21 protein-coding genes are annotated in these 18,230 nt (G+C 42.6%); 11 read left to right on the top strand and 10 right to left on the bottom strand.

What is annotated here, in order from left to right; all coding sequences use genetic code 11:
- Positions 1-84: 84 nt before the first annotated feature.
- Both C9J12_RS06420 and C9J12_RS06425 read right to left on the bottom strand, forming a co-directional pair.
- The gene (locus C9J12_RS06420) at positions 85-666 is read right to left on the bottom strand and encodes a tRNA-uridine aminocarboxypropyltransferase (RefSeq protein WP_107241965.1); all 582 of its coding nucleotides are present in this window, start codon (positions 664-666) and stop codon (positions 85-87) included.
- Positions 667-776: 110 nt separating this feature from the next.
- Positions 777-1,871 carry a COG3650 family protein gene (locus tag C9J12_RS06425; protein ID WP_107241966.1) on the bottom strand — a complete coding sequence of 365 codons (1,095 nt, stop codon included), beginning with the start codon at positions 1,869-1,871 and terminating at the stop codon, positions 777-779.
- 104 nt (positions 1,872-1,975) lie between these two features.
- On the opposite strand from C9J12_RS06425, the gene C9J12_RS06430 reads away from it, so the two are divergent.
- Complete coding sequence (locus C9J12_RS06430; protein ID WP_107242150.1) at positions 1,976-2,434, top strand: EVE domain-containing protein; 459 nt, start codon at positions 1,976-1,978, stop codon at positions 2,432-2,434.
- Positions 2,435-2,515: 81 nt separating this feature from the next.
- On the opposite strand, the gene C9J12_RS06435 is transcribed toward C9J12_RS06430, so the two are convergent.
- Both C9J12_RS06435 and C9J12_RS06440 read right to left on the bottom strand, forming a co-directional pair.
- Positions 2,516-3,313 carry a Cof-type HAD-IIB family hydrolase gene (locus tag C9J12_RS06435; RefSeq protein WP_107241967.1) on the bottom strand — a complete coding sequence of 266 codons (798 nt, stop codon included), beginning with the start codon at positions 3,311-3,313 and terminating at the stop codon, positions 2,516-2,518.
- A 136-nt stretch (positions 3,314-3,449) separates the two neighbouring features.
- On the bottom strand, positions 3,450-4,454 hold the full coding sequence (locus C9J12_RS06440; protein WP_107241968.1) for an alpha/beta fold hydrolase: 1,005 nt from the start codon (positions 4,452-4,454) through the stop codon (positions 3,450-3,452).
- A gap of 271 nt (positions 4,455-4,725) precedes the next feature.
- On the opposite strand from C9J12_RS06440, the gene rhtB reads away from it, so the two are divergent.
- On the top strand, positions 4,726-5,343 hold the full coding sequence (gene rhtB, locus C9J12_RS06445) for a homoserine/homoserine lactone efflux protein (RefSeq protein ID WP_107241969.1): 618 nt from the start codon (positions 4,726-4,728) through the stop codon (positions 5,341-5,343).
- A gap of 41 nt (positions 5,344-5,384) precedes the next feature.
- Positions 5,385-6,599, top strand: coding sequence for an EAL and HDOD domain-containing protein (locus C9J12_RS06450; RefSeq protein WP_107241970.1), 1,215 nt, complete (start codon positions 5,385-5,387; stop codon positions 6,597-6,599).
- Positions 6,600-6,609: 10 nt separating this feature from the next.
- Here the strand turns inward: C9J12_RS06450 and C9J12_RS06455 are convergent, their stop codons facing one another.
- Positions 6,610-7,494, bottom strand: a complete 885-nt coding sequence (locus C9J12_RS06455; RefSeq protein WP_107241971.1) for a patatin-like phospholipase family protein — start codon at positions 7,492-7,494, stop codon at positions 6,610-6,612.
- Positions 7,495-7,592: 98 nt separating this feature from the next.
- Complete coding sequence (locus C9J12_RS06460) at positions 7,593-8,474, bottom strand: LysR family transcriptional regulator (RefSeq protein WP_107241972.1); 882 nt, start codon at positions 8,472-8,474, stop codon at positions 7,593-7,595.
- 16 nt (positions 8,475-8,490) lie between these two features.
- Here C9J12_RS06460 and C9J12_RS30625 point away from each other — a divergent pair, with 16 nt between their 5' ends.
- Positions 8,491-8,658, top strand: a complete 168-nt coding sequence (locus C9J12_RS30625; RefSeq protein ID WP_170111729.1) for a hypothetical protein — start codon at positions 8,491-8,493, stop codon at positions 8,656-8,658.
- Between the two features lie 6 nt (positions 8,659-8,664).
- On the opposite strand, the gene C9J12_RS06465 is transcribed toward C9J12_RS30625, so the two are convergent.
- Positions 8,665-10,263 (bottom strand): AbgT family transporter, encoded by a 1,599-nt coding sequence (locus C9J12_RS06465; RefSeq protein ID WP_107241973.1) that lies wholly within the window; start codon positions 10,261-10,263, stop codon positions 8,665-8,667.
- A gap of 525 nt (positions 10,264-10,788) precedes the next feature.
- Between C9J12_RS06465 and C9J12_RS06470 the strand changes: the two genes are divergently transcribed.
- Positions 10,789-11,511 carry an SDR family oxidoreductase gene (locus C9J12_RS06470; protein WP_107241974.1) on the top strand — a complete coding sequence of 241 codons (723 nt, stop codon included), beginning with the start codon at positions 10,789-10,791 and terminating at the stop codon, positions 11,509-11,511.
- Positions 11,512-11,666: 155 nt separating this feature from the next.
- Positions 11,667-12,671, top strand: a complete 1,005-nt coding sequence (locus C9J12_RS06475; protein ID WP_107241975.1) for an acyltransferase — start codon at positions 11,667-11,669, stop codon at positions 12,669-12,671.
- Positions 12,672-12,753: 82 nt separating this feature from the next.
- Here the strand turns inward: C9J12_RS06475 and C9J12_RS06480 are convergent, their stop codons facing one another.
- Positions 12,754-13,086, bottom strand: coding sequence for a DUF2500 domain-containing protein (locus C9J12_RS06480; protein WP_107241976.1), 333 nt, complete (start codon positions 13,084-13,086; stop codon positions 12,754-12,756).
- Between the two features lie 355 nt (positions 13,087-13,441).
- On the opposite strand from C9J12_RS06480, the gene C9J12_RS06485 reads away from it, so the two are divergent.
- From C9J12_RS06485 to C9J12_RS06510, 5 genes are all read left to right on the top strand, one after another.
- Positions 13,442-13,807 (top strand): DUF4145 domain-containing protein, encoded by a 366-nt coding sequence (locus C9J12_RS06485; RefSeq protein ID WP_107241977.1) that lies wholly within the window; start codon positions 13,442-13,444, stop codon positions 13,805-13,807.
- Between the two features lie 1,279 nt (positions 13,808-15,086).
- Entirely contained in the window at positions 15,087-15,710 is a 624-nt protein-coding gene (locus C9J12_RS06495; protein ID WP_107241978.1) for a lysoplasmalogenase, read from the top strand.
- 111 nt (positions 15,711-15,821) lie between these two features.
- Complete coding sequence (locus C9J12_RS06500) at positions 15,822-16,133, top strand: putative signal transducing protein (RefSeq protein ID WP_107241979.1); 312 nt, start codon at positions 15,822-15,824, stop codon at positions 16,131-16,133.
- 121 nt (positions 16,134-16,254) lie between these two features.
- The gene (locus tag C9J12_RS06505) at positions 16,255-16,497 is read left to right on the top strand and encodes a YecH family metal-binding protein (RefSeq protein ID WP_011216966.1); all 243 of its coding nucleotides are present in this window, start codon (positions 16,255-16,257) and stop codon (positions 16,495-16,497) included.
- A 165-nt stretch (positions 16,498-16,662) separates the two neighbouring features.
- Positions 16,663-17,256 (top strand): YhgN family NAAT transporter, encoded by a 594-nt coding sequence (locus tag C9J12_RS06510; RefSeq protein WP_107241980.1) that lies wholly within the window; start codon positions 16,663-16,665, stop codon positions 17,254-17,256.
- A gap of 105 nt (positions 17,257-17,361) precedes the next feature.
- Here the strand turns inward: C9J12_RS06510 and C9J12_RS06515 are convergent, their stop codons facing one another.
- Both C9J12_RS06515 and rsmD read right to left on the bottom strand, forming a co-directional pair.
- Positions 17,362-17,628, bottom strand: coding sequence for a DUF1145 domain-containing protein (locus tag C9J12_RS06515; protein ID WP_107241981.1), 267 nt, complete (start codon positions 17,626-17,628; stop codon positions 17,362-17,364).
- Positions 17,625-18,230, bottom strand: coding sequence for a 16S rRNA (guanine(966)-N(2))-methyltransferase RsmD (rsmD, locus tag C9J12_RS06520; protein WP_107241982.1), 606 nt, complete (start codon positions 18,228-18,230; stop codon positions 17,625-17,627). The genes C9J12_RS06515 and rsmD overlap by 4 nt, the downstream gene beginning before the upstream one ends.

An 18,230-nucleotide genomic window follows, 5' to 3' on the forward strand; every position in this document is an offset into this window, starting at 1 on the left:
GTCACCGACTGATTAGTCGGTTTTAGTATAGTGCATTTAACGTGCGATGCAAATTTGTACAATAATCGTCGTGATTGTAGTAACTCAGTGTTTAGTATGACCACTTTTCTCTGCATTAAATACTTCAATAAAGGTACTGAAGTATTGTTCTAGCTTGGCTGCTTGTTGTGGTTGGTTGATCAATGAAAGTAATGCTATGCCTGCTTCACAAGTACACAAATTGCCAGCCTGCTGATTACGGCGTAGCTGATATTCAGACATGGAGTTTGGCGTTAGGCTTATGCGTGGCAGCGCGGCTAACCATGGGCTTTTACGTACCATTTTTCGTGCTTCTTGCCAGGTCGCATCAAGAATGACAAACAGCGGTATTTTCTGATCCGTTGGCTGAAAATCACTGGCTGGGTGCGTTTCATCACTAGGAAATAATAACCAAGGGGAAAATTGAGGGTCCGTTAATTGTTGGATGAGTTCGCTTGGCGGCGTTACTCGATCCCAGATGACGCGGCGGCAATGAGGCAGGGTACGTTCCATTAAGACTCCGGTATTGGTGTCTTTGTTCAGTTCTTTGGGGTGAGTCAGTAATACAAAATGCGCAGCACTGGTGAGAGATTGGGGTTCTGCATGGCAAATACAGTTGTGTTGGAAACCACAGCGCGGGCAAGGCATAAATGTTCTCTTTAAATAAAAATGACATAACGTAAACGGGAAGCGGCTCCACTTCCCAAAGGTAACCGCAATATTATATCAAGCCACACATGTATTGCTTGAATCCAGCTTTATTGTTTCTCGAGCCGTAAACCGTCACGACCAAGGCTATAAGCATGACCGTTAACCACTTCTTCTGTGGTGATTAGCGTTTTGCCGTTTAATGTAAATAAACGTTCGCCATTTAAACGACGACCTTGATGGCGGGTCATCATAACTTGCACAGTGTTTTGATTGGCTTGTTGCCAGAATCCTGTTTCAACAAGGCTATTATCACCATTCGTATAGGCGTACGTTGTGGTTGCTGAATGATCTGGCTTAAGTACTAACGTGGTGGTTAAACCCGTATTCTGGGTGGTTTGAGTGCCACTTTGATACTCGCCAATCCAATTCAAAGTGACATCGGTAGCGCCAATGGTCGCGCAACCTTTGAATTGTTTACCTTGCCACTCTAATGTGGATTGCCAACCAAATAACGCATCGCTCATGGTGTCGTTACATTGCGCTTTGGTTAGGGTTAGGCTGAAATCTTTCCCCGTATATTGTTGTTTACCCGAGATGGATGATGTTGAGGTAATTGCTTGGTTTTGGCGCTCTTTCCCCATTTGAATTAAGGTGACTTGCTTATTTTTGATTTCAGCAGCCCAACCGGGTTCGTTGCCAAAGGCACGTGTCGTGTGCGGTTGTTGTTTACAGCCGCCACTCATTTCAGCAGAAATCATGTTGATTTGTTTTACTGTAAAGCGACCATCGTAGTTAGCGGCAAAGCCTTCTTCGGGAGCGGGTTCTAAGAAACCAATCATTTCACCATACATCACTTGGTAGCCGTTTGGGGTGATTTTTTCAAGCGCAGAACGGTCAGATATTGCTGTTGTTAGCCAATATTGTTGCGTGCTACCGCAAGGTTGAATGCTATTACTTTCATGACCGAGCGTCACCATGCCTCGCATCATAAAGGCTTGCACTTTTCCACTTGTCTGAATGCTTGTATTAACTGTCTCTGTATTTGCAGTCGTCGTTGAACTGCTACCGAGTTGCGTTGGCTCTTTAGGGGGGGTGAGATCGATCATGCCCGATGTGGATGACGAAGGGGTAGATGTAGAGCAGCCTGTTAAGGCAATAAGAGCGGCAATAGGTAACGCTGTTCGCATCCGTGGATGTGTCATGCAAATCCCTCTTCATGTTAGGCTTAAGTGAAAGTACTTTATATTATACCAATCTAGACAAGTACCTGATTACTTATCCAGAATGGTATTCAACGAGAATGATTGTGGGCTATTGGTTATTTAAAACAGAACCAGAGACCTTTTCCATAGACACTTTAAAGCAGCAAAAAGTTTCGTGTTGGGAAGGGGTTCGTAACTATCAGGCGCGGAATATGATGCGTGATCAGGTTAAATTAGGCGATCAGATCTTTATTTATCATTCATCGTGTAAAAATGTGGGGGTGGCTGGTATTGCGACCGTTGTGAAAGAAGCCTATCCCGATCATTTTCAATTCGATCCGACCTGCCCGTATTTTGACCCTAAATCTGATCCTGAAAATCCTCGTTGGGTAATGGTCGATGTGGGATATCAGCGTCATTTACGGCTTGTTTCACTAAAGCGAATGAAAGCCAATCCGTTGTTAGAAGAGATGCCTTTGGTGAAACGGGGTAATCGATTGAGCATTATGCCGGTGACTGAAGCGCAGTGGCAGGCAATATTACAGATGACAGGGCAGCTCTAACTATCGATTTACTAAACGACAATGATCAAAAAAGGCTGTGTTGGCAGCCTTTATATCACGTGATTTATCGCGAATTTATGCTTATAACAGGTTCTCTGCTAAGTAATGTGCCACAGCTTCATCAGCACAAGAGCCGATAACTTCATTGTTCGGTAAGGCTTTTTTTACTTTGTCGTGAGAGGTTTCCATCACTAACCCTTTACCTGCCATTGACAGCATTTCAGCATCATTCATGCCGTCACCAAATGCGAGGCAGTCTTGCAATGCATAGCCTTTTTCTTTCGCAACCGCTTCTAGCGCATGACCTTTTGATACGCCAGCATCCATCACTTCTAAGCACCAAGGGGTCGAGAATGCGATATTAGCACGGCTGCCAAAATGTTCATTAAGGCGATCTTCCCATTCAACCAGCTTGTCATGATCGTGGTCATCACGAGTGAGAAATATTTTAGCCACACCTTCTAATGGAGGATTTTCGACATCAAAAAGTTGGTAACTAAACGTATCATGAAATTCGCTTAGCGATTTATCTTCCATATTTAATAGCCAATCGTCGTTGCGATAGATATGGATTTTGAGTGCTGGATCCGTTTTGGTTAATGCAATCACGCCTGCGATGACTTCTGCTTGAACATTTTGTTGGAAGATCAACTCGCCTTTACAATTATGCACACGTGCACCATTAGAGGTGATCATGTACGCAGGAATACCGATATGTTCACGCATACCTGCAACATCAATATGGTGGCGGCCTGTGGCGAACACAAAATCTTTACCTTGCTGGTGTAAGCGGTTTAAGACGTCTTTAGTGAATGGCGCAATTTTGTGGTCAGGAGTAAGTAGTGTACCGTCTAGATCTGAAGCAACAATCTTGTACATGAATATTCTCGCAATGAAAGCTGGGGTCAGATACACACAATAACCTCTGTACCTGATTGGTATGATGAATTCTAAACCAGTTTACGTCAGAAAAAAGAGGCTAATGTGTGATTTCATAATTTCCGCTTTTACTTACTTATGTTGATGGCGTGCTGTTGTCTTGGTTCAGATGAGAAAAAGTCGCGGCCAACACGGTATTACGATAAGCATCTTTTTCGAACAATAATTCGTGACGTGCGCCATTAATGGTTTTTAATTCACACGAGCGATTGGCTTGGTTCATGGCTTGGCAAAAACGATGGTGTGCTTGGTTATCAACAATATTATCATCGCTACCCTGAATGAGCAGTATAGGGGTAGCTATGTTCGCTGCTTGTGTAATGCAGCGATTCGCGGCCGCCATACCTTGCCATACCCAGCGAGCACTGGGTCCGCCAATTTTTAATGCTGGTTTGTTTTCATATAAGTCGCGAAACCATTGATAACGTATCTGGCTTTGGCACAATTTATTATTGAGAAAAGGCTTGGGATAATAAGGTACTTGCCCTGGTGCATAATTAGGTTGGCGTTGTAATTGCTCAACGACACGTGCAAAAGGGGAAGCGATTGGCTTCATCCAATTAGACAATTGAATACCATGCATCGGTGCACTTAGTACCGCACGTTTAATCAATGATGGGTATTTTGCCAAGAATAGGGTTGAGATGGTTCCCCCCATTGAATGACCAAGCAGAAAGTGTTGTTTATACTTTTTAGGGGTTACCACGGTATCAAAGAAGGTTTTTAGATCGGTAACGTAATCATCAAACTCTTCAACGTGCCCTAATTCGTTATCTTTGGCTAAACGATCGGAGATACCCTGACCGCGATGGTCAATGGCATATACATCGTACCCTTGTTTGACTAAATCGTAGAAAAGTTCTTGGTATTTCCAATAGCTTTCGATACGACCATTCACCACAATAATCGCTTTATCATGGTTGTAACCCGTCAGGCTTACCCAACCAATATTGAGATCATCGACACCTTTGAATGTGCCTTCCTGGCGTTGTTTCCACATTTCAGCTACTGGCCCAGACATTGTCTCGGCGTATCTGTCTTCTTGTGAAAAATCAAAATAATGTAAAGGTTGAGCTGTCATGTTTTCTCTCGGCCTGACGAAATAGGAAATGAATAATAAAAATGAAAGCCATTTGATTATAGAGTCATTAATTTTAATTAATGATTACAGTTAAATCATAGATAGGTCGCCTATATATTACTAATCTCTTTGATAATAGAGTATATCGTAAAGTGATACGGCAGAATAATGATCCACAGGTTGCTTTCACTGACATTCTACGGTTAACTTGCTTGGATCATGGGTAGTATTGATAGTTTTAACTTAAACAAATTCACTATGAGGTGTGGTTGTGGATATTGAAGTTTGGTTGGCATATTTAGCGACAGCAGTGGTATTTAGCGTTGCACCAGGCTCGGGCACAGTGAACTCGATCAGTAACGGCATGGTTTATGGTTTTCGTAAATCATTAGCGTCGATAGTCGGCCTACAAGCGGGATTGGCCTTTCATATTATACTGGTTGGGGTTGGCCTTGGGGCGATTGTTGCTCAATCTGAGATGGCATTTTCCGTCATCAAATGGGTGGGGGTGATTTATCTTGTTTGGTTAGGCGTGCAAAAGTGGCGAGAAAAAGCCGTTATTAGTCTCGATACACCCGCCGACAATGTGTCTGCTCAATCATTATTCCGCCAAGCCGTATTTGTGAATATGACCAACCCTAAAACGATTGTTTTTCTGGTGGCCTTATTTCCACAGTTTATTAATCCGAATGAACCGCAAATGATGCAGCTTATTATTTTGGGTGCGACAACAGTCTTGGTCGATACCAGCGTTATGCTGTGTTATGTATCACTAGCTTCTAAACTGACAGGGTATATACGATCTTCTCGTGTGATGAACACGTTGAACCGTGTGTTTGGCTCGATGTTTATTGGTTGTGGTGCATTGCTCGCATCAGCACGTGCTTAATGCTAATTTTCATTTACGGATAACAGGATACTTTAGTCGTCATGTATTCATACGTTGCACGCCAGCCCATCTTAAATCGTCAGCAACGTACCGTCGGCTACGAGTTATTATTCCGCGACGGTGAAAGTAATGCCTTTCCATTAATTGAAGCCAATAAAGCGACCTGTCGTTTGTTGGTTGAAAACTATATGGCAGTGGGCGATAACCTGGCAACAGCTGGCCAACGTACTTTTATTAATTTTCCTCATGAAAGCTTAATTCGTTTATTACCACTACTGCTGCCCAAAAGGCGAGTGGTGATTGAAGTGCTTGAAACTTGCATTCCTAATGACGAGTTATTTATTGCGATTAAGCACTTACACCGTAATGGTTACGTGATTGCATTAGATGATTTTGAAGCTTCGGCTGAATGGCAGCGTTTTCTACCTTATGTACATATTATTAAACTTGATTTGATCAAGTTAGGTCTCGAAAAGTCGTGTGCATTTGTGGCTGAAAATAAGCACCGGAAAATAAAGTTTTTAGCTGAAAAAGTGGAAACACATCAAGATTTTCAAATATCACTGGATGCGGGCTTTCACTTTTTTCAGGGATATTTTTTCAGTAAGCCAGAATTGCTGAAAAATCGTCAAATTGAGCCCCAAAAACTTACAACGGTTCGCTTACTGCAAGAAATTTGCCGTGAGCCAGTTAACTTTAAAATGGTTGAGCAGATTATTGCCAGTGATGTCTCGTTGTCATACTTATTGCTGCGTTATGTGAATACCGCAACAACGCGCACCGTTGAGCCTATCAGTTCATTTAAACAAGCATTGGTGTATTTGGGCGAAGACAAAGTACGCATGTTTGTGGGGGTGGTTGCAACCGCACATGCCGCATTAAACAAACCGAAAGAGTTGTACTCAATGTCGCTGCAGCGGGCACGGATGTGCGAAGTCTTGGTGGCGAACAGTAATTTAAAGGCAAAATCTGAACAGGCATTTCTGACTGGGATGTTTTCATTATTGGACGCATTATTAGACAGCTCACTCGATCAGCTGCTGGCGCTGTTACCCCTGCAAGATGAAGTACAAACCGCCTTATTGCATCATCAAGGTCAGCTCGGGCAAGTCTTAGCACTGTTAGATGCTTATGAGCAGGCTGATTGGAGCAAGGTCAGTGTATATTGTACTGAATTAGGTATACCAGAAACCTTGGTGGCCAGTAGCCATCAGCAGGCGCTTGATTGGACCAATAACTACGAAAATCTGTCGTAGTCTTAACCTCTTAAACCATCAACGCAGTATCATCAAAGCAATGCTCACCATGGCAAGGCACTACCCCGCAAAGTCGATATCCCGCTTGTTGCCCCAGTAAATACCCATGCTCCAGTTTGCCCAGGTGACGTGTCAGACGACCCACTTGAAAGGTTTTATTGGGTACAATAATGGTTATTTCACAATCAGCGGGAGGATGTTGAATAAAGTCCAATGCTTCATTATAACGCTTGGCGCGGTGTAATAAGGCTTCGGCTAATTGTGGGTGATGATGAAACATCGATCGTAATAGCCATGGCACTTTGGTATCACTTTTTCGGTAACCTAACGGTTGAGAAAGTACGACGGTTATCTGGCGTGCGCCACGTCGATACGCCTCGATAACCGGAATTGAATCAGCAATACCGCCGTCACTCATGGGCGTTTTATTTATGGTTGGGTAGTCACGATAAGCGAGCGGTAAAGCACACGATGCCATCATGACTTCTGCCACATTGTTGCGAGTGACCTCGGTGTATTCTGCCTGCCCAGTCTCAACGTTTGTGGTCGTTGCAAAAAAGGGAATGTTGCGTTGTTCGAATTGAAATAAATTGAGCGGTAATTCTCGGGTCGTTGTATTCCACAACCAGCGGATGTCGGTTAAGTGTCCGCCATGGGTAAAGCGAGAAAAGTTGATGAATTCAGGGCGACGTGAGTAATCAGTAATGATCCGGTGGCTACGACCATGATTGCCGCTTAAATACCCTAATAGATTGGTCGAGCCCGCAGATACCCCCATTGCAAAATCAAACGGCATATAGCCATTTTCAAGAAAAGCATCTAATACGCCACTGGCAAATATTCCGCGCATTGCGCCGCCTTCTACGACGAGTGCTCTTGATGGGGTGCTATTCATGGGCAAAACCTGTGCTTCAAATCCTATAGAAGCACAAGCATAAATCTGACCAGTAATTTGAAACAGTCGATTTTACTTATCGTTGCGATAGATAAAACTTAACTCTCGGTGTTTTGCTCGGTAAGCACCGTACCGACCAGATCGCTGTGTGCGTATTGACTGAGTACTTTTACTGCAGCCGATAGCGCTGGGTTGAGGGTTTTATTGGCGGGGTAACATAACCCCAAACGGCGAAACATACGAGGTCCATCAAGGGGGACGGTAACCAGCTCTTTGGCTGTTTCTAGTACGCCAGTTGGTAGAAATGAAATACCTAATCCTGCTTGAACAAGGTGCATTACCTGCGTTTTATGTTCGGCTTTGGCGACTAAATTTACCGCCAAACCATCACAGGCTAATAAGCCAATTGTTTGCTGGTGGGCTTCACACGGTGGGCACTCAATAAAGTCATGCTGATGTAGTTGCTGTGGCGTTACTTTATTCAGTGCAGCGAGTGGGTGGCTGGGTAGCATGCATAACACATAATCTTCATCCCACAGGGGTAAGAAAATCTCACCATCAGCTTTGAACATATCCAATGTGATACGCGCATCAGATTCAGCACTGTGATCGACTAACTCTAACAGCACATTGGGCACTTGTTGGGTCAATAAGGCTAAGAAGCGTGCCAGTTGGCTTTGACTCAGATCGGGGAAGTTGCCCAAAGTGAGCGGTAAGCATTCTGTTCGTTGCTGAAATAATTGTGGCAAACGATTGATGTCGTTAAGTAGCCGAATCGCTAATGGGTATAGGTAATGAGCTTCATCTGTAAGATTTACGCCTTTCTTATGGCGTATAAATAATGGAGTACTGAGCTCTTCTTCTAACTGCTTAATCGCATTGGAAATTGATGGCTGAGAAACAAAACAACGTTCAGCCGCAAAAGTAATATTCTTTTCTTCATAAACGGCAACAAAGAAACGAAGTAGACGCAGATCCATAAGAGGTAGCCCAGCGATGAAAAAGTATTTATACCCACGTTACCTCAAGATGCTCGTTTCAGCGAGAATTTGTTGGGCTCTAGGCAAGGCGCTCATTTCACGCGGCGTTTCACCCGATATCCTTGAACCGCAGGTAAGAAAAAGCCGAGATAACGATCTCGGCCTGAAGATGCTTTATATCTAAGAGTGATTAACCCGCGATATTAAAGTAGGTTGCTGAACCTGGACCTACCGGGATACCCAGAACAAATACCCATACGTAGAACATGATGCTCCAGCCAATAACAAATATCATTGAGTAAGGCAGCATGATTGAAATCAAAGTACCTAACCCTAGGTTCTTCTGGTAGCGCGTAGCAACAGCCAGAATCATCCCGAAGTAGCTCATCATTGGTGTGATTAGGTTGGTGACAGAATCACCAATACGGTATGCCGCTTGAATGGTTTCAGGTGCGTAACCGACTAGCATTAACATCGGAACAAAGATAGGTGCAGTTACTGCCCACTGTGCAGACGCAGAGCCGATCATCAGGTTAATGAAACCACACATCAAGATGAAGGCGAAGAACAGCATCGGGCCCGTTAGACCGATAGACTGTAGGAAGTCAGCACCACCAACAGCGAAGACTTGGCCGAAGTTTGTCCATTTGAAGAAAGCAACAAACTGTGCAGCAAAGAACACCAACACAATGTACATGCCCATGGTCGACATTGATTTAGACATCGCGTTGATCACATCGCGGTCGTTCTTCATTGTGCCGACTGTTCTGCCGTAAACAAAACCTGGGATAGCAAAGAATACAAAAATGAACGCAACGATACCGCGAAGGAACGGAGAGCCTGATACCAAGCCTGTATCAGGATGGCGAAGAATGCCATCTGCTGGAACGATAGTCATTGCTAACAGTACCGATACAACAAGAGCAGCCAGACCAGCAAGCTTAAGACCTTTCTTTTCAAGATCGGTAAGCAGACCCATTTTATCGCCACCAAGGTCTTCACTTGCCTCCTCTATGTTGTATTTACCTAGTTTCGGCTCAACAATTTTTTCGGTAACAAATGCGCCCATGATAGTGATTGCAAATGTTGATGCAAACATGAAGTACCAGTTAGCTTCAGGGCCAACAAGGTAGTTCGGATCGATCATTTGTGCTGCGGTTTCAGTGATACCCGAAAGCAGTGGGTCAACCGTACCTAGTAATAGGTTGGCACTATAACCGCCCGATACACCCGCAAATGCCGCTGCTAAACCCGCAAGAGGGTGACGACCTAATGAGTGGAATAGCATTGCTGCAAGAGGGATCAGAACCACGTAGCCAAGCTCTGATGCGGTATTCGAAATAATACCCGCAAATACCACCACCAGCGTTACCATGCGACGAGATGCACCCATCACCAGGCCACGCATAGCGGCAGATAGTAGGCCTGAGTATTCTGCAATCGCAACACCCAGCATGGCGACGAGTACCGTACCTAATGGTGCAAAACCAGTGAAGTTACTCACAAGGTTAGCAACAATAAGCTGTAAGCCTTCTGCGTTAAATAAACTAATGACATGAATCATGCCATCAGCTGCACGTCCTGCTGCGCCTTCTGGACGAGGGTCGATAACAGCAACGCCAAAATAGCCGGCAATACCAGATGCGACTAAAATCGCCACACAAAAAAGTGCAAAAAGAGTAATTGGGTGAGGTAAAAGGTTACCGAGAAATTCTACGGTATCAAGAAACCGGGTAAATACCGTTTTCTTCTGTTGTTGCGGTGCTTGTTGTGAAGCTGATGAGTGCATCACTCCCTCCGTTATCGTTTTAATCCCATCAATGGGTACTTCTTCTCTGGTGCGGAAGGTTACGCCATTGTTAATGCTATAAACAAAGGCATATTTGTTTCTAAATGTTTCAATTGTTGGTTTTTTGTCTGGATAGCGTTAAATTTATAGTCAGATGTCGCGGTGTTAATATTATTCCGCAGTAAGTTATTCGGTGGGCATATGCGTTTGAGTGCCCCTCCTGCGCCAGTTAACTCTTTGTCCTATAACGGATGGCTACGAATACAGTATGGCTTATTATTTATGTGGATATTTGATATGACAAAATGAGACATCAAGCATTAAAACGATGTTTCAAATGGTTTTTTTGAAAAAAAATAGCTGATTTAGTACGTATCGAATGTTCTATCCATAGTTTTTTTTGATGATAATCAGAAGAAAATGATATTTTTCAGTTAGAGATAAAACATCTATATTTACCGCATCAACATCACCTAGCAGTGATAGCGATGAAATATCTTCTTATATTTATGAAAGGGTTTATCTATGTCTAAGTCTCTAATTGTTATTACTGGTGCAAGTTCTGGTATTGGTGAAGCAACCGCTCGTAAATTATCAGCAGAAGGTCATCCTTTATTACTGTTGGCACGCCGAGTTGAACGTCTTGAGGCTCTGAATTTACCCAATGCAATGTGCCGTAAAGTTGATGTGACCGATGCAGCAGCATTTGCTGCTGCGGTAAAAGAAGCTGAAGCACAGTTTGGCCCTGTTGATTGCTTAGTTAACAATGCAGGCGTGATGTTACTGGGTTTAGCGCATGACCAAGATCCCGCAGAATGGAAAACTATGTTCGATGTGAACGTAATGGGTCTACTAAACGGTATCCATGTCGTACTAGCAGATATGAAAACACGTCAACACGGTACTGTGATCAACATTAGCTCTGTTGCTGGTCGCAAAACATTCCCAAGCCATGCCGCATATTGTGGTACTAAGTTTGCGGTTCATGCGATCACTGAAAATATCCGTGAAGAAGTGGCTGATGACAATGTACGTTTCATCACGATTGCTCCTGGCGCTGTAGAAACTGAGCTTCTTAGCCATACGACAAGTAACGACATTAAAGATGGCTATGAAGAATGGAAAGAAGGCATGGGAGGGGTGATTGCCCCTTCAGATATTGCGAATGCAATCAGCTATGCGTACCAACAACCACAAAACCTGTGTATCCGTGAGATTGTTCTAGCAGCAACCCGCCAACAACCATAATTTAGCCATGTTAATTTTGTGTTAGCTGTACCAAATTGTAAGAGTAAGTTCAGGTACTTACTTTTACTGACTGCTATATTCAAACAAGAAAGTCGAAACACGCCGCTTTGATTGCGCGTGTTTCACTTTATGACTGAATACAAGGAGCAGGTAGGGTGAGGCAAAAAGTTTGGTATTTCGATATATTGCGGTGTTTGGCTGCGGTGGCGGTTGTGGTTATTCATGTGCTGGGTCCGTATCGTGACGAACTGGGTATTATCCCGAACGGGGAGTGGATTACAGCAATAACGTTTAACAGTTTTAGCCGTTGGGCTGTGCCTATTTTCATTATGATCACTGGTGCATTAATGCTGAGTGATAAGCGTGAATTCGATACCAAATATTATGTCAGACGGCGTTTGGGTAAAGTGCTCTTACCTTTTATTGTGTGGTCTATCTTCTATGCTGGGTTGTCGGGTTTTACCCTCGCCGGATTTGATAGCGCAGTGGCACTCGATACATTGAAAGCTTTACCTGTTCACGAAACATATTATCACCTCGGCTTTTTCTACTACTTTATTCCGCTCTATTTTATTATTCCTCTGTTTCAAATATTTGTTCGTAAGTATGAACAAAGTACAGTGATTGGTATGACGTGCCTTTGGCTAACACTGACCACGCTATTCCTCTTTAAAATTGATGGTCCATGGAGTCAGGAGTTGGTGCTCTACAGTGGTTATCTATTGATCGGCTATTGTTTGTTTCAGTATCGCTGGCCACCGCTGATACTATTATTCCCCTTGGGTATCGCGGCATTATTACTCACCGACTACATGGTCGTGAGCAAGAGCTTGGCGTTGGGTGAATATACGGTGGGTCGATGGATGTCGTATAAAACGCTGAATACCGTGATCATTGCCGCGATGATATTTGCTGTATGTCAGCGTTATGGCGAGAATATGGGGAATTTTTGGCAGTCGAAATTTGCGTTTATCAGTAAATACAGCCTAGGGGTGTATTTGCTGCATCCTATTTTTTTATGGCCTGTTCGGGCGTTTGATCTGTATTTTACTCACCCAATAATCATGATTCCATTTTGGACGTTCATTTGTGGCGGTTTGGCCTTAGTATCCAGCTGGTTGTTGGCCAAAAGCCCTAAAACGGCATGGTTGGTCCCGTAGTCATAAAGCAAAGCGCAATGATGATAACGCGAGGGTGATTTGTACTGCGTTACCATCATTGTATTAGTCGATAGATGACGGCTTAATCTCGTTGTAAGGCGAAATGTAAAAAGTCTCTGCCTTTATACGTCATCGTGCCTTGATCGCCAGAGTTTAGTGCATGGTAGTAATGAATGCCTACCATGAATTCTCGTTTGGGCCCGCCAGCGGTTGGTTGAACATAAATCCAATATTCTTCGTTATCTTCTCCGACTTTTGCACCAATGATTGGAGAGCTTTGTTTGTCGAGAATCGTCACATTAAGGGTTTGTTCAACGGCATTTTCACCGATGACATGCCGGCGATAAAAGCGAACATAATAAAGAACTGAAAAAACCAGTAGCGTGATAATGACGAAAACAATCCATATCGGCATAACTCACCTCCTTGATAGTCAAATAAATGTGTGGATACAGGTGATAGAGCCACCATTATTGTTGAGTAGAACAGTAGTAAATATCAGAAGACGAGGAAATAGTGATCTGAAAGCACCTTTTGATGTATGAATATCTGAAAATTGGATCCAGACGTATATTTAATGCGCTCTGTTTCACGGTGAGCTTTTATCAAGCTGACCAGTAACGGAAAATATTGAATAATCAGATGACTTTCTACCTAGTGAAATTAATTTTTTGAAGGCTAAGCTAAAATCTAATGTAAATCAGTGTCACGATGCTTTGAATGGAATTTAAGTCGCTGTAAGGTAGAGAGAACAGGAAGAGAGGCTGCTTATGGCTAATATTGAAATGGTGGTAACGCGAACTCGACGTATTGAGCATTTATTACGTCAGCATTATCACGCTGAAGGAAAAGGACTGCATCAGTTAATTAGCAGTAGTGAAGAACGTTTACCGCATGAAATTGTGCCTAAGTTACGCTTTATCGCATCGGTTCGTAATAAAACGGTTCACGAAGATGGTTATCAACTTGATGACAAAAAAGGGTTTTTAGCTGCATGCAAGTTATGTGAAAAAGAGCTTACCCCGCGAAGTGGACGTTTTATATGGGGGGTAGCAGTATTTCTCGTATTCGGTTTTACAGCCCTCGCAATATGGTTTTATTCAGTCCATTGGCATCACATTAAGCTAGCACTTTAGGGTGCACCGATATCACGATCTCATTCTGAAGGCCCTGTTATTCAACAGAGCCTTTTTTTATCGTTATATTCATTTTTCTTACCCAAAAATGCTGACTACGGATTTATCCTGAAGGGTATTACGTCAAGATGCGTATGTCAGTGAGAATTGATGGATTTGCAGTCAAGACGTTGATTTAACAATATCGTTGCTCTGCATCATGAACAAACAGGTATCGGTTTTAAGAGTTAATTTCCCTTCGTTGCAGCTTAAATAGCATCATTCAGAAGAGGAATGATTGGAATGTGATATGGATGAGCAGTAGAAACAAAAATGGCGCCGAAAGGCGCCATTTTTATGGAATTTTTTTGAACTTAATAGATTACAGGCAGTGTCATCAGGCCCATTACTATTGCGATCATCACAAGTCCTTGTTTTTGAGAAGAAGTGAACATAGTAGGTCTCCTTGGTTAGCTGCTGTATTCATCTTGATAAAGAGAATAGCATCTTTTTTGGTGCTTAGGCAAGCCAAAGTTGACTTTTTGCATTAAAAGAGGGTTTTAACTGGAGTTAATTATCCACTTTGGCTCCTATAAACTGTATTTTTTAGTGTGTTCTTAATTTGAACGATTTGTTTTTTTGCTGCTGAGTTTTCATGTAACCTGTTGATTTTAAATGCTAATGTGGTATCCATTAATATTGCTTTTCGTCATGACAAAATTAACTATTTATTTATTGGATCATTATTGGGCTGGAGGTGGCTAGGTATCTTTTAGACGGGTTGGTATTTTGTAAAGATGGCATAATTAGATTTGTATTATATAAAACACGCAATAAACCACTGTTTTATTTCAGGTTGTTGAATTTAATGGCATGGTATAAAACGATGAGGCATGTTTGGTAAGCTTGGCTTGGGTTTTGGTGTTTATATTGGTCGTTATGCTTTTAAGTGATTGATTTTGATTGTTTGTTGTTATTGTTGTTATTGTTTATGTAAAGCGATTTAAGGCTGGTTTTTCATTGGAAGTCATACCAAATGATGAAGAATGTCAGGCGAGGAGAATACCAAGGCTTATTTTGGTGAGTTATCCAGATATTAGGTTGATTAAAGGCATAGTTTACTTGTTCGATGAGTATGTCGGGTCTACATAATGTCAGAGGTTTAAATATGCAGCTAAAGGTAGATATAGCTAAAATTCATAATGGTTTTTCTAGCGGGGTCTAGTTATGAAGGTATTACGCTAGACAATTGCGGTTGGGTTTCTACACTGTCTTGGCTTATAACTATATCGGTGATGCTATGTGGGTTTGGTTAGCCATCTCTCTATCGGGTTTATTACATATTAATGCGGCTTATCATGGGCCCAAATGGCAGTTTTACTTATTCAAGCCATTTACCATGGTGTTGTTACTGATTATTGCTTGGCAAACAGGGCTAGGCAGTTTCTATCAACAAGCCATTTTTGTTGGTTTGTTATTCTCTATCATTGGGGATGTGTTGCTAATGCAGCCCCAAAAGCGTTTTGTTCAGGGGCTCATCAGCTTCTTATTGGCCCATGTCGTTTACTCGGCGGCTTTCTGGAGTCAGCTTTCTGGCAGTATCGTGTGGTGGTTACCCGCGATGTTATTTGCTGGGGGGGTTATTGTCTTTTTGTTATTGCTGCCGTCTTTAGGGCGTTTAATCCTACCTGTTGCGGTTTATATCGCGATGATCACTCAAATGGCGTGGGCGGCGGGTGAGTTTTGGTTAACGGCTCAATCGACCGTTGGGCTATTGGCACTTGTTGGTGCGCTGATTTTTGTGGTGTCTGATATTTTATTAGCGATTGAGCACTTCCGTGGCTCTTTCAAGCATTCTGTCAGTGTCATAATGGGTACATACTTTTTGGCACAATCATTGTTTGTTGCTTCATTATTGCTATAAATCGTCTTGCTTTTATTAAACCGCTGTTATCAGCGGTTTTTTTATATCTAAAATAAAAGAAAGAAGAATACTCAATGCTCGGTCTATTGAGGTAAATAAAAGGAGCAATCAATGTCGACGCAATGGATTCAAGTGTACAGTGCGGCCAATAACCTAGAAGCACACAGTTTAAAAGGGATGCTGGAGAGTGCATGTATTGCTGTTAGGCTTACTGGCGAGAGTTTAGGTTCAGCTGTGGGGGAATTACCTGCAAATGCCGTTGAAGTCGGCTTATGGGTTGAACCAGAGTGTATTGCTCAGGCGGGTCGCCTACTGCAAGATTATGAACAGGCTGAATACCGTGATTGGATCTGTACGCAGTGTAATGAGACAAATGAAGGTCAGTTTGAAATATGTTGGCAGTGTGGGTGTGAAAAGCCGTAATAGTATAGATAGAAGCCAAATCATAACATGTACTTTAAATGCACTTAATTGTTTTGCATCAAATCAAAAAAAAATTAGCATGGTTTAATAGTTCAATACCCATAACGTAAAGAGTGTAATCATGAACCAATCAATTCACGCCCATACGGTACTTAATTTGTTGCTTGCAGAAGATGCAGAATACACCCTTGCTTCACTTAAGCATGCTGTTGAAGCAGAATATGGTGAAGGTGTACGCTTTTATACTTGTAGCCAACAAGACTTAACATTTGATGCGTTGTTGTCATTTTTGCTCGATCGTCAGAAAGTGGTACTTCAGGGTGACATGATTACAGCGAACCGTGAGCGTATGTGTAGCCATTAATGACGGCTTGAAAAATAGAACGGTTATATCGTAAATAAGGTGATGTTTTTTATCGTCACCTTTTTGTTCATTTGTTATACTCCGCCTTTCTTATTCAGCTGTTCAGCTGATTATGTATCTACTTCGAAATAATCTTACGATTTATCTCTGATTGAGGTTTACCCTGTGGAAATAATGTCTGCAGCGGTCATGTTATTTTTAATCATGGATCCGCTGGGTAATTTGCCGGTAATGTTGTCGATCCTGCGACATATCGAGCCGAAACGTCGCCGTATTATTATGGTACGTGAACTGTGCTTTGCACTGATCATTCTGTTGCTGTTTTTATTTGGCGGCAAACAGATGTTGTCATTTTTACATGTCTCGACAGAAACAGTCAGTATCTCTGGTGGCATCATACTGTTTTTGATCGCGATAAAAATGATCTTTCCACAACCCGGTGGAGTAACAGGGTTAGCGGCAGGTGAAGAGCCATTTTTAGTGCCGATGGCGATCCCGATGATTGCTGGGCCGTCAGTGTTGGCTTCTTTATTGTTATTGTCGAATCAAGATCCAACTCGGATGTGGGATTGGGTGCTAGCACTCTTGTTGGCTTGGGGTGCATCGTTTGTGATATTGATGTTCCACGAAGTTTTTAACCGTTTATTAGGCGAGAAGGGCTTAAAAGCGGTTGAAAGGCTAATGGGATTATTACTGGTGATGATTGCAGTGCAGATGTTCTTAGATGGTATACGCGCCTATTTATCTATTGGTTTGTAGTTATGGCGGGCTTGTAGTCATGACGGGTTTGCATTGAGTTGGAATCTGTAAAATCAGCTAATTGTGAAATGGGCAAGTATCGGTATTCGATGCTTGCCCATTTTTTTACATCATGTGTTTACGACGGATATCGAGCAGTGCAAAAACCCCGAAAATTAAAATTGACCACATTTCCCATTTTGACATATTAATCTTATCGCCAAATGCGCCGATAAAAATGAGCATTTGCAAACCATGCATCATGAAGAGGAATCCTGCCATGATGTAGAGTGCCATCGCTGCAACACCCGGAAACGGGGAGAAAATATTAATAATCAGTATTAGCCAAACAAAACCGATAGCGGCTTTAGCTAATGCAATGAGTGCTTTCATACTTTCTCTCTTTCAAATAGACGATAACAGACTTGGCCTGCTATCTTTTCACGATGTAAACGCCAGTGTGAAGGCGTTACGATCTCACCCAGTTCTTTCTCCGCTTCAATATAAATCATTGCATGGGGAGTGAGCCAGTTGTTGGCTTCCAATAGATCGATAATATTTTGTATCAAATCTTTACGAAAGGGCGGATCGATAAACACCAAATCATGGGGCGTGCCTGTTTGCGCTAAATATTTTAGACTATCGGTGTTTAGAACGTTGGCATTGGTGGCACCAATAGTCGTTAAATTCTGTTGTAGTTGATTTGCGGCTTTTTTGTCTAATTCAAGCATAGTGATGCTTTCGGCACCACGAGACAAAGCTTCAAAACTTAAACCACCACTACCAGTAAACAGATCAAGGCATTTAGCTTGATAAATGTCTTGAGCTAACCAGTTGAAAACAGTTTCCTTTACGCGATCAGTGGTGGGTCTTAAACCTTCAACGTCGTGGACCGGTAATTTACGTCCGCGCCACTGCCCACTGATGATTCTAACGAACCCATCTCGGCGATTATTTGGCATATTTCGGCCTGTTTGCTGCTTGTGTCTCGTCAT

This window comes from Photobacterium frigidiphilum, from assembly GCF_003025615.1.
GTDB lineage: Bacteria > Pseudomonadota > Gammaproteobacteria > Enterobacterales > Vibrionaceae > Photobacterium > Photobacterium frigidiphilum.

Bases quoted from the DNA above. Each gene is read 5' to 3' on its own strand.
- C9J12_RS06450 (WP_107241970.1), top strand. From the start codon at position 5,385: ATGTATTCATACGTTGCACGCCAGCCCATCTTAAATCGTCAGCAACGT.
- C9J12_RS30625 (WP_170111729.1), top strand. From the start codon at position 8,491: ATGAAAAAGTATTTATACCCACGTTACCTCAAGATGCTCGTTTCAGCG.
- C9J12_RS06480 (WP_107241976.1), bottom strand. From the start codon at position 13,086: ATGCCGATATGGATTGTTTTCGTCATTATCACGCTACTGGTTTTTTCA.
- C9J12_RS06425 (WP_107241966.1), bottom strand. From the start codon at position 1,871: ATGACACATCCACGGATGCGAACAGCGTTACCTATTGCCGCTCTTATT.
- C9J12_RS06500 (WP_107241979.1), top strand. From the start codon at position 15,822: ATGTCGACGCAATGGATTCAAGTGTACAGTGCGGCCAATAACCTAGAA.
- C9J12_RS06465 (WP_107241973.1), bottom strand. From the start codon at position 10,263: ATGCACTCATCAGCTTCACAACAAGCACCGCAACAACAGAAGAAAACG.
- C9J12_RS06420 (WP_107241965.1), bottom strand. From the start codon at position 666: ATGCCTTGCCCGCGCTGTGGTTTCCAACACAACTGTATTTGCCATGCA.
- rsmD (WP_107241982.1), bottom strand. From the start codon at position 18,230: ATGACGAGACACAAGCAGCAAACAGGCCGAAATATGCCAAATAATCGC.
- C9J12_RS06470 (WP_107241974.1), top strand. From the start codon at position 10,789: ATGTCTAAGTCTCTAATTGTTATTACTGGTGCAAGTTCTGGTATTGGT.
- C9J12_RS06440 (WP_107241968.1), bottom strand. From the start codon at position 4,454: ATGACAGCTCAACCTTTACATTATTTTGATTTTTCACAAGAAGACAGA.
- C9J12_RS06455 (WP_107241971.1), bottom strand. From the start codon at position 7,494: ATGAATAGCACCCCATCAAGAGCACTCGTCGTAGAAGGCGGCGCAATG.
- C9J12_RS06485 (WP_107241977.1), top strand. From the start codon at position 13,442: ATGGCTAATATTGAAATGGTGGTAACGCGAACTCGACGTATTGAGCAT.
- C9J12_RS06435 (WP_107241967.1), bottom strand. From the start codon at position 3,313: ATGTACAAGATTGTTGCTTCAGATCTAGACGGTACACTACTTACTCCT.
- C9J12_RS06495 (WP_107241978.1), top strand. From the start codon at position 15,087: ATGTGGGTTTGGTTAGCCATCTCTCTATCGGGTTTATTACATATTAAT.
- C9J12_RS06460 (WP_107241972.1), bottom strand. From the start codon at position 8,474: ATGGATCTGCGTCTACTTCGTTTCTTTGTTGCCGTTTATGAAGAAAAG.
- C9J12_RS06515 (WP_107241981.1), bottom strand. From the start codon at position 17,628: ATGAAAGCACTCATTGCATTAGCTAAAGCCGCTATCGGTTTTGTTTGG.
- C9J12_RS06505 (WP_011216966.1), top strand. From the start codon at position 16,255: ATGAACCAATCAATTCACGCCCATACGGTACTTAATTTGTTGCTTGCA.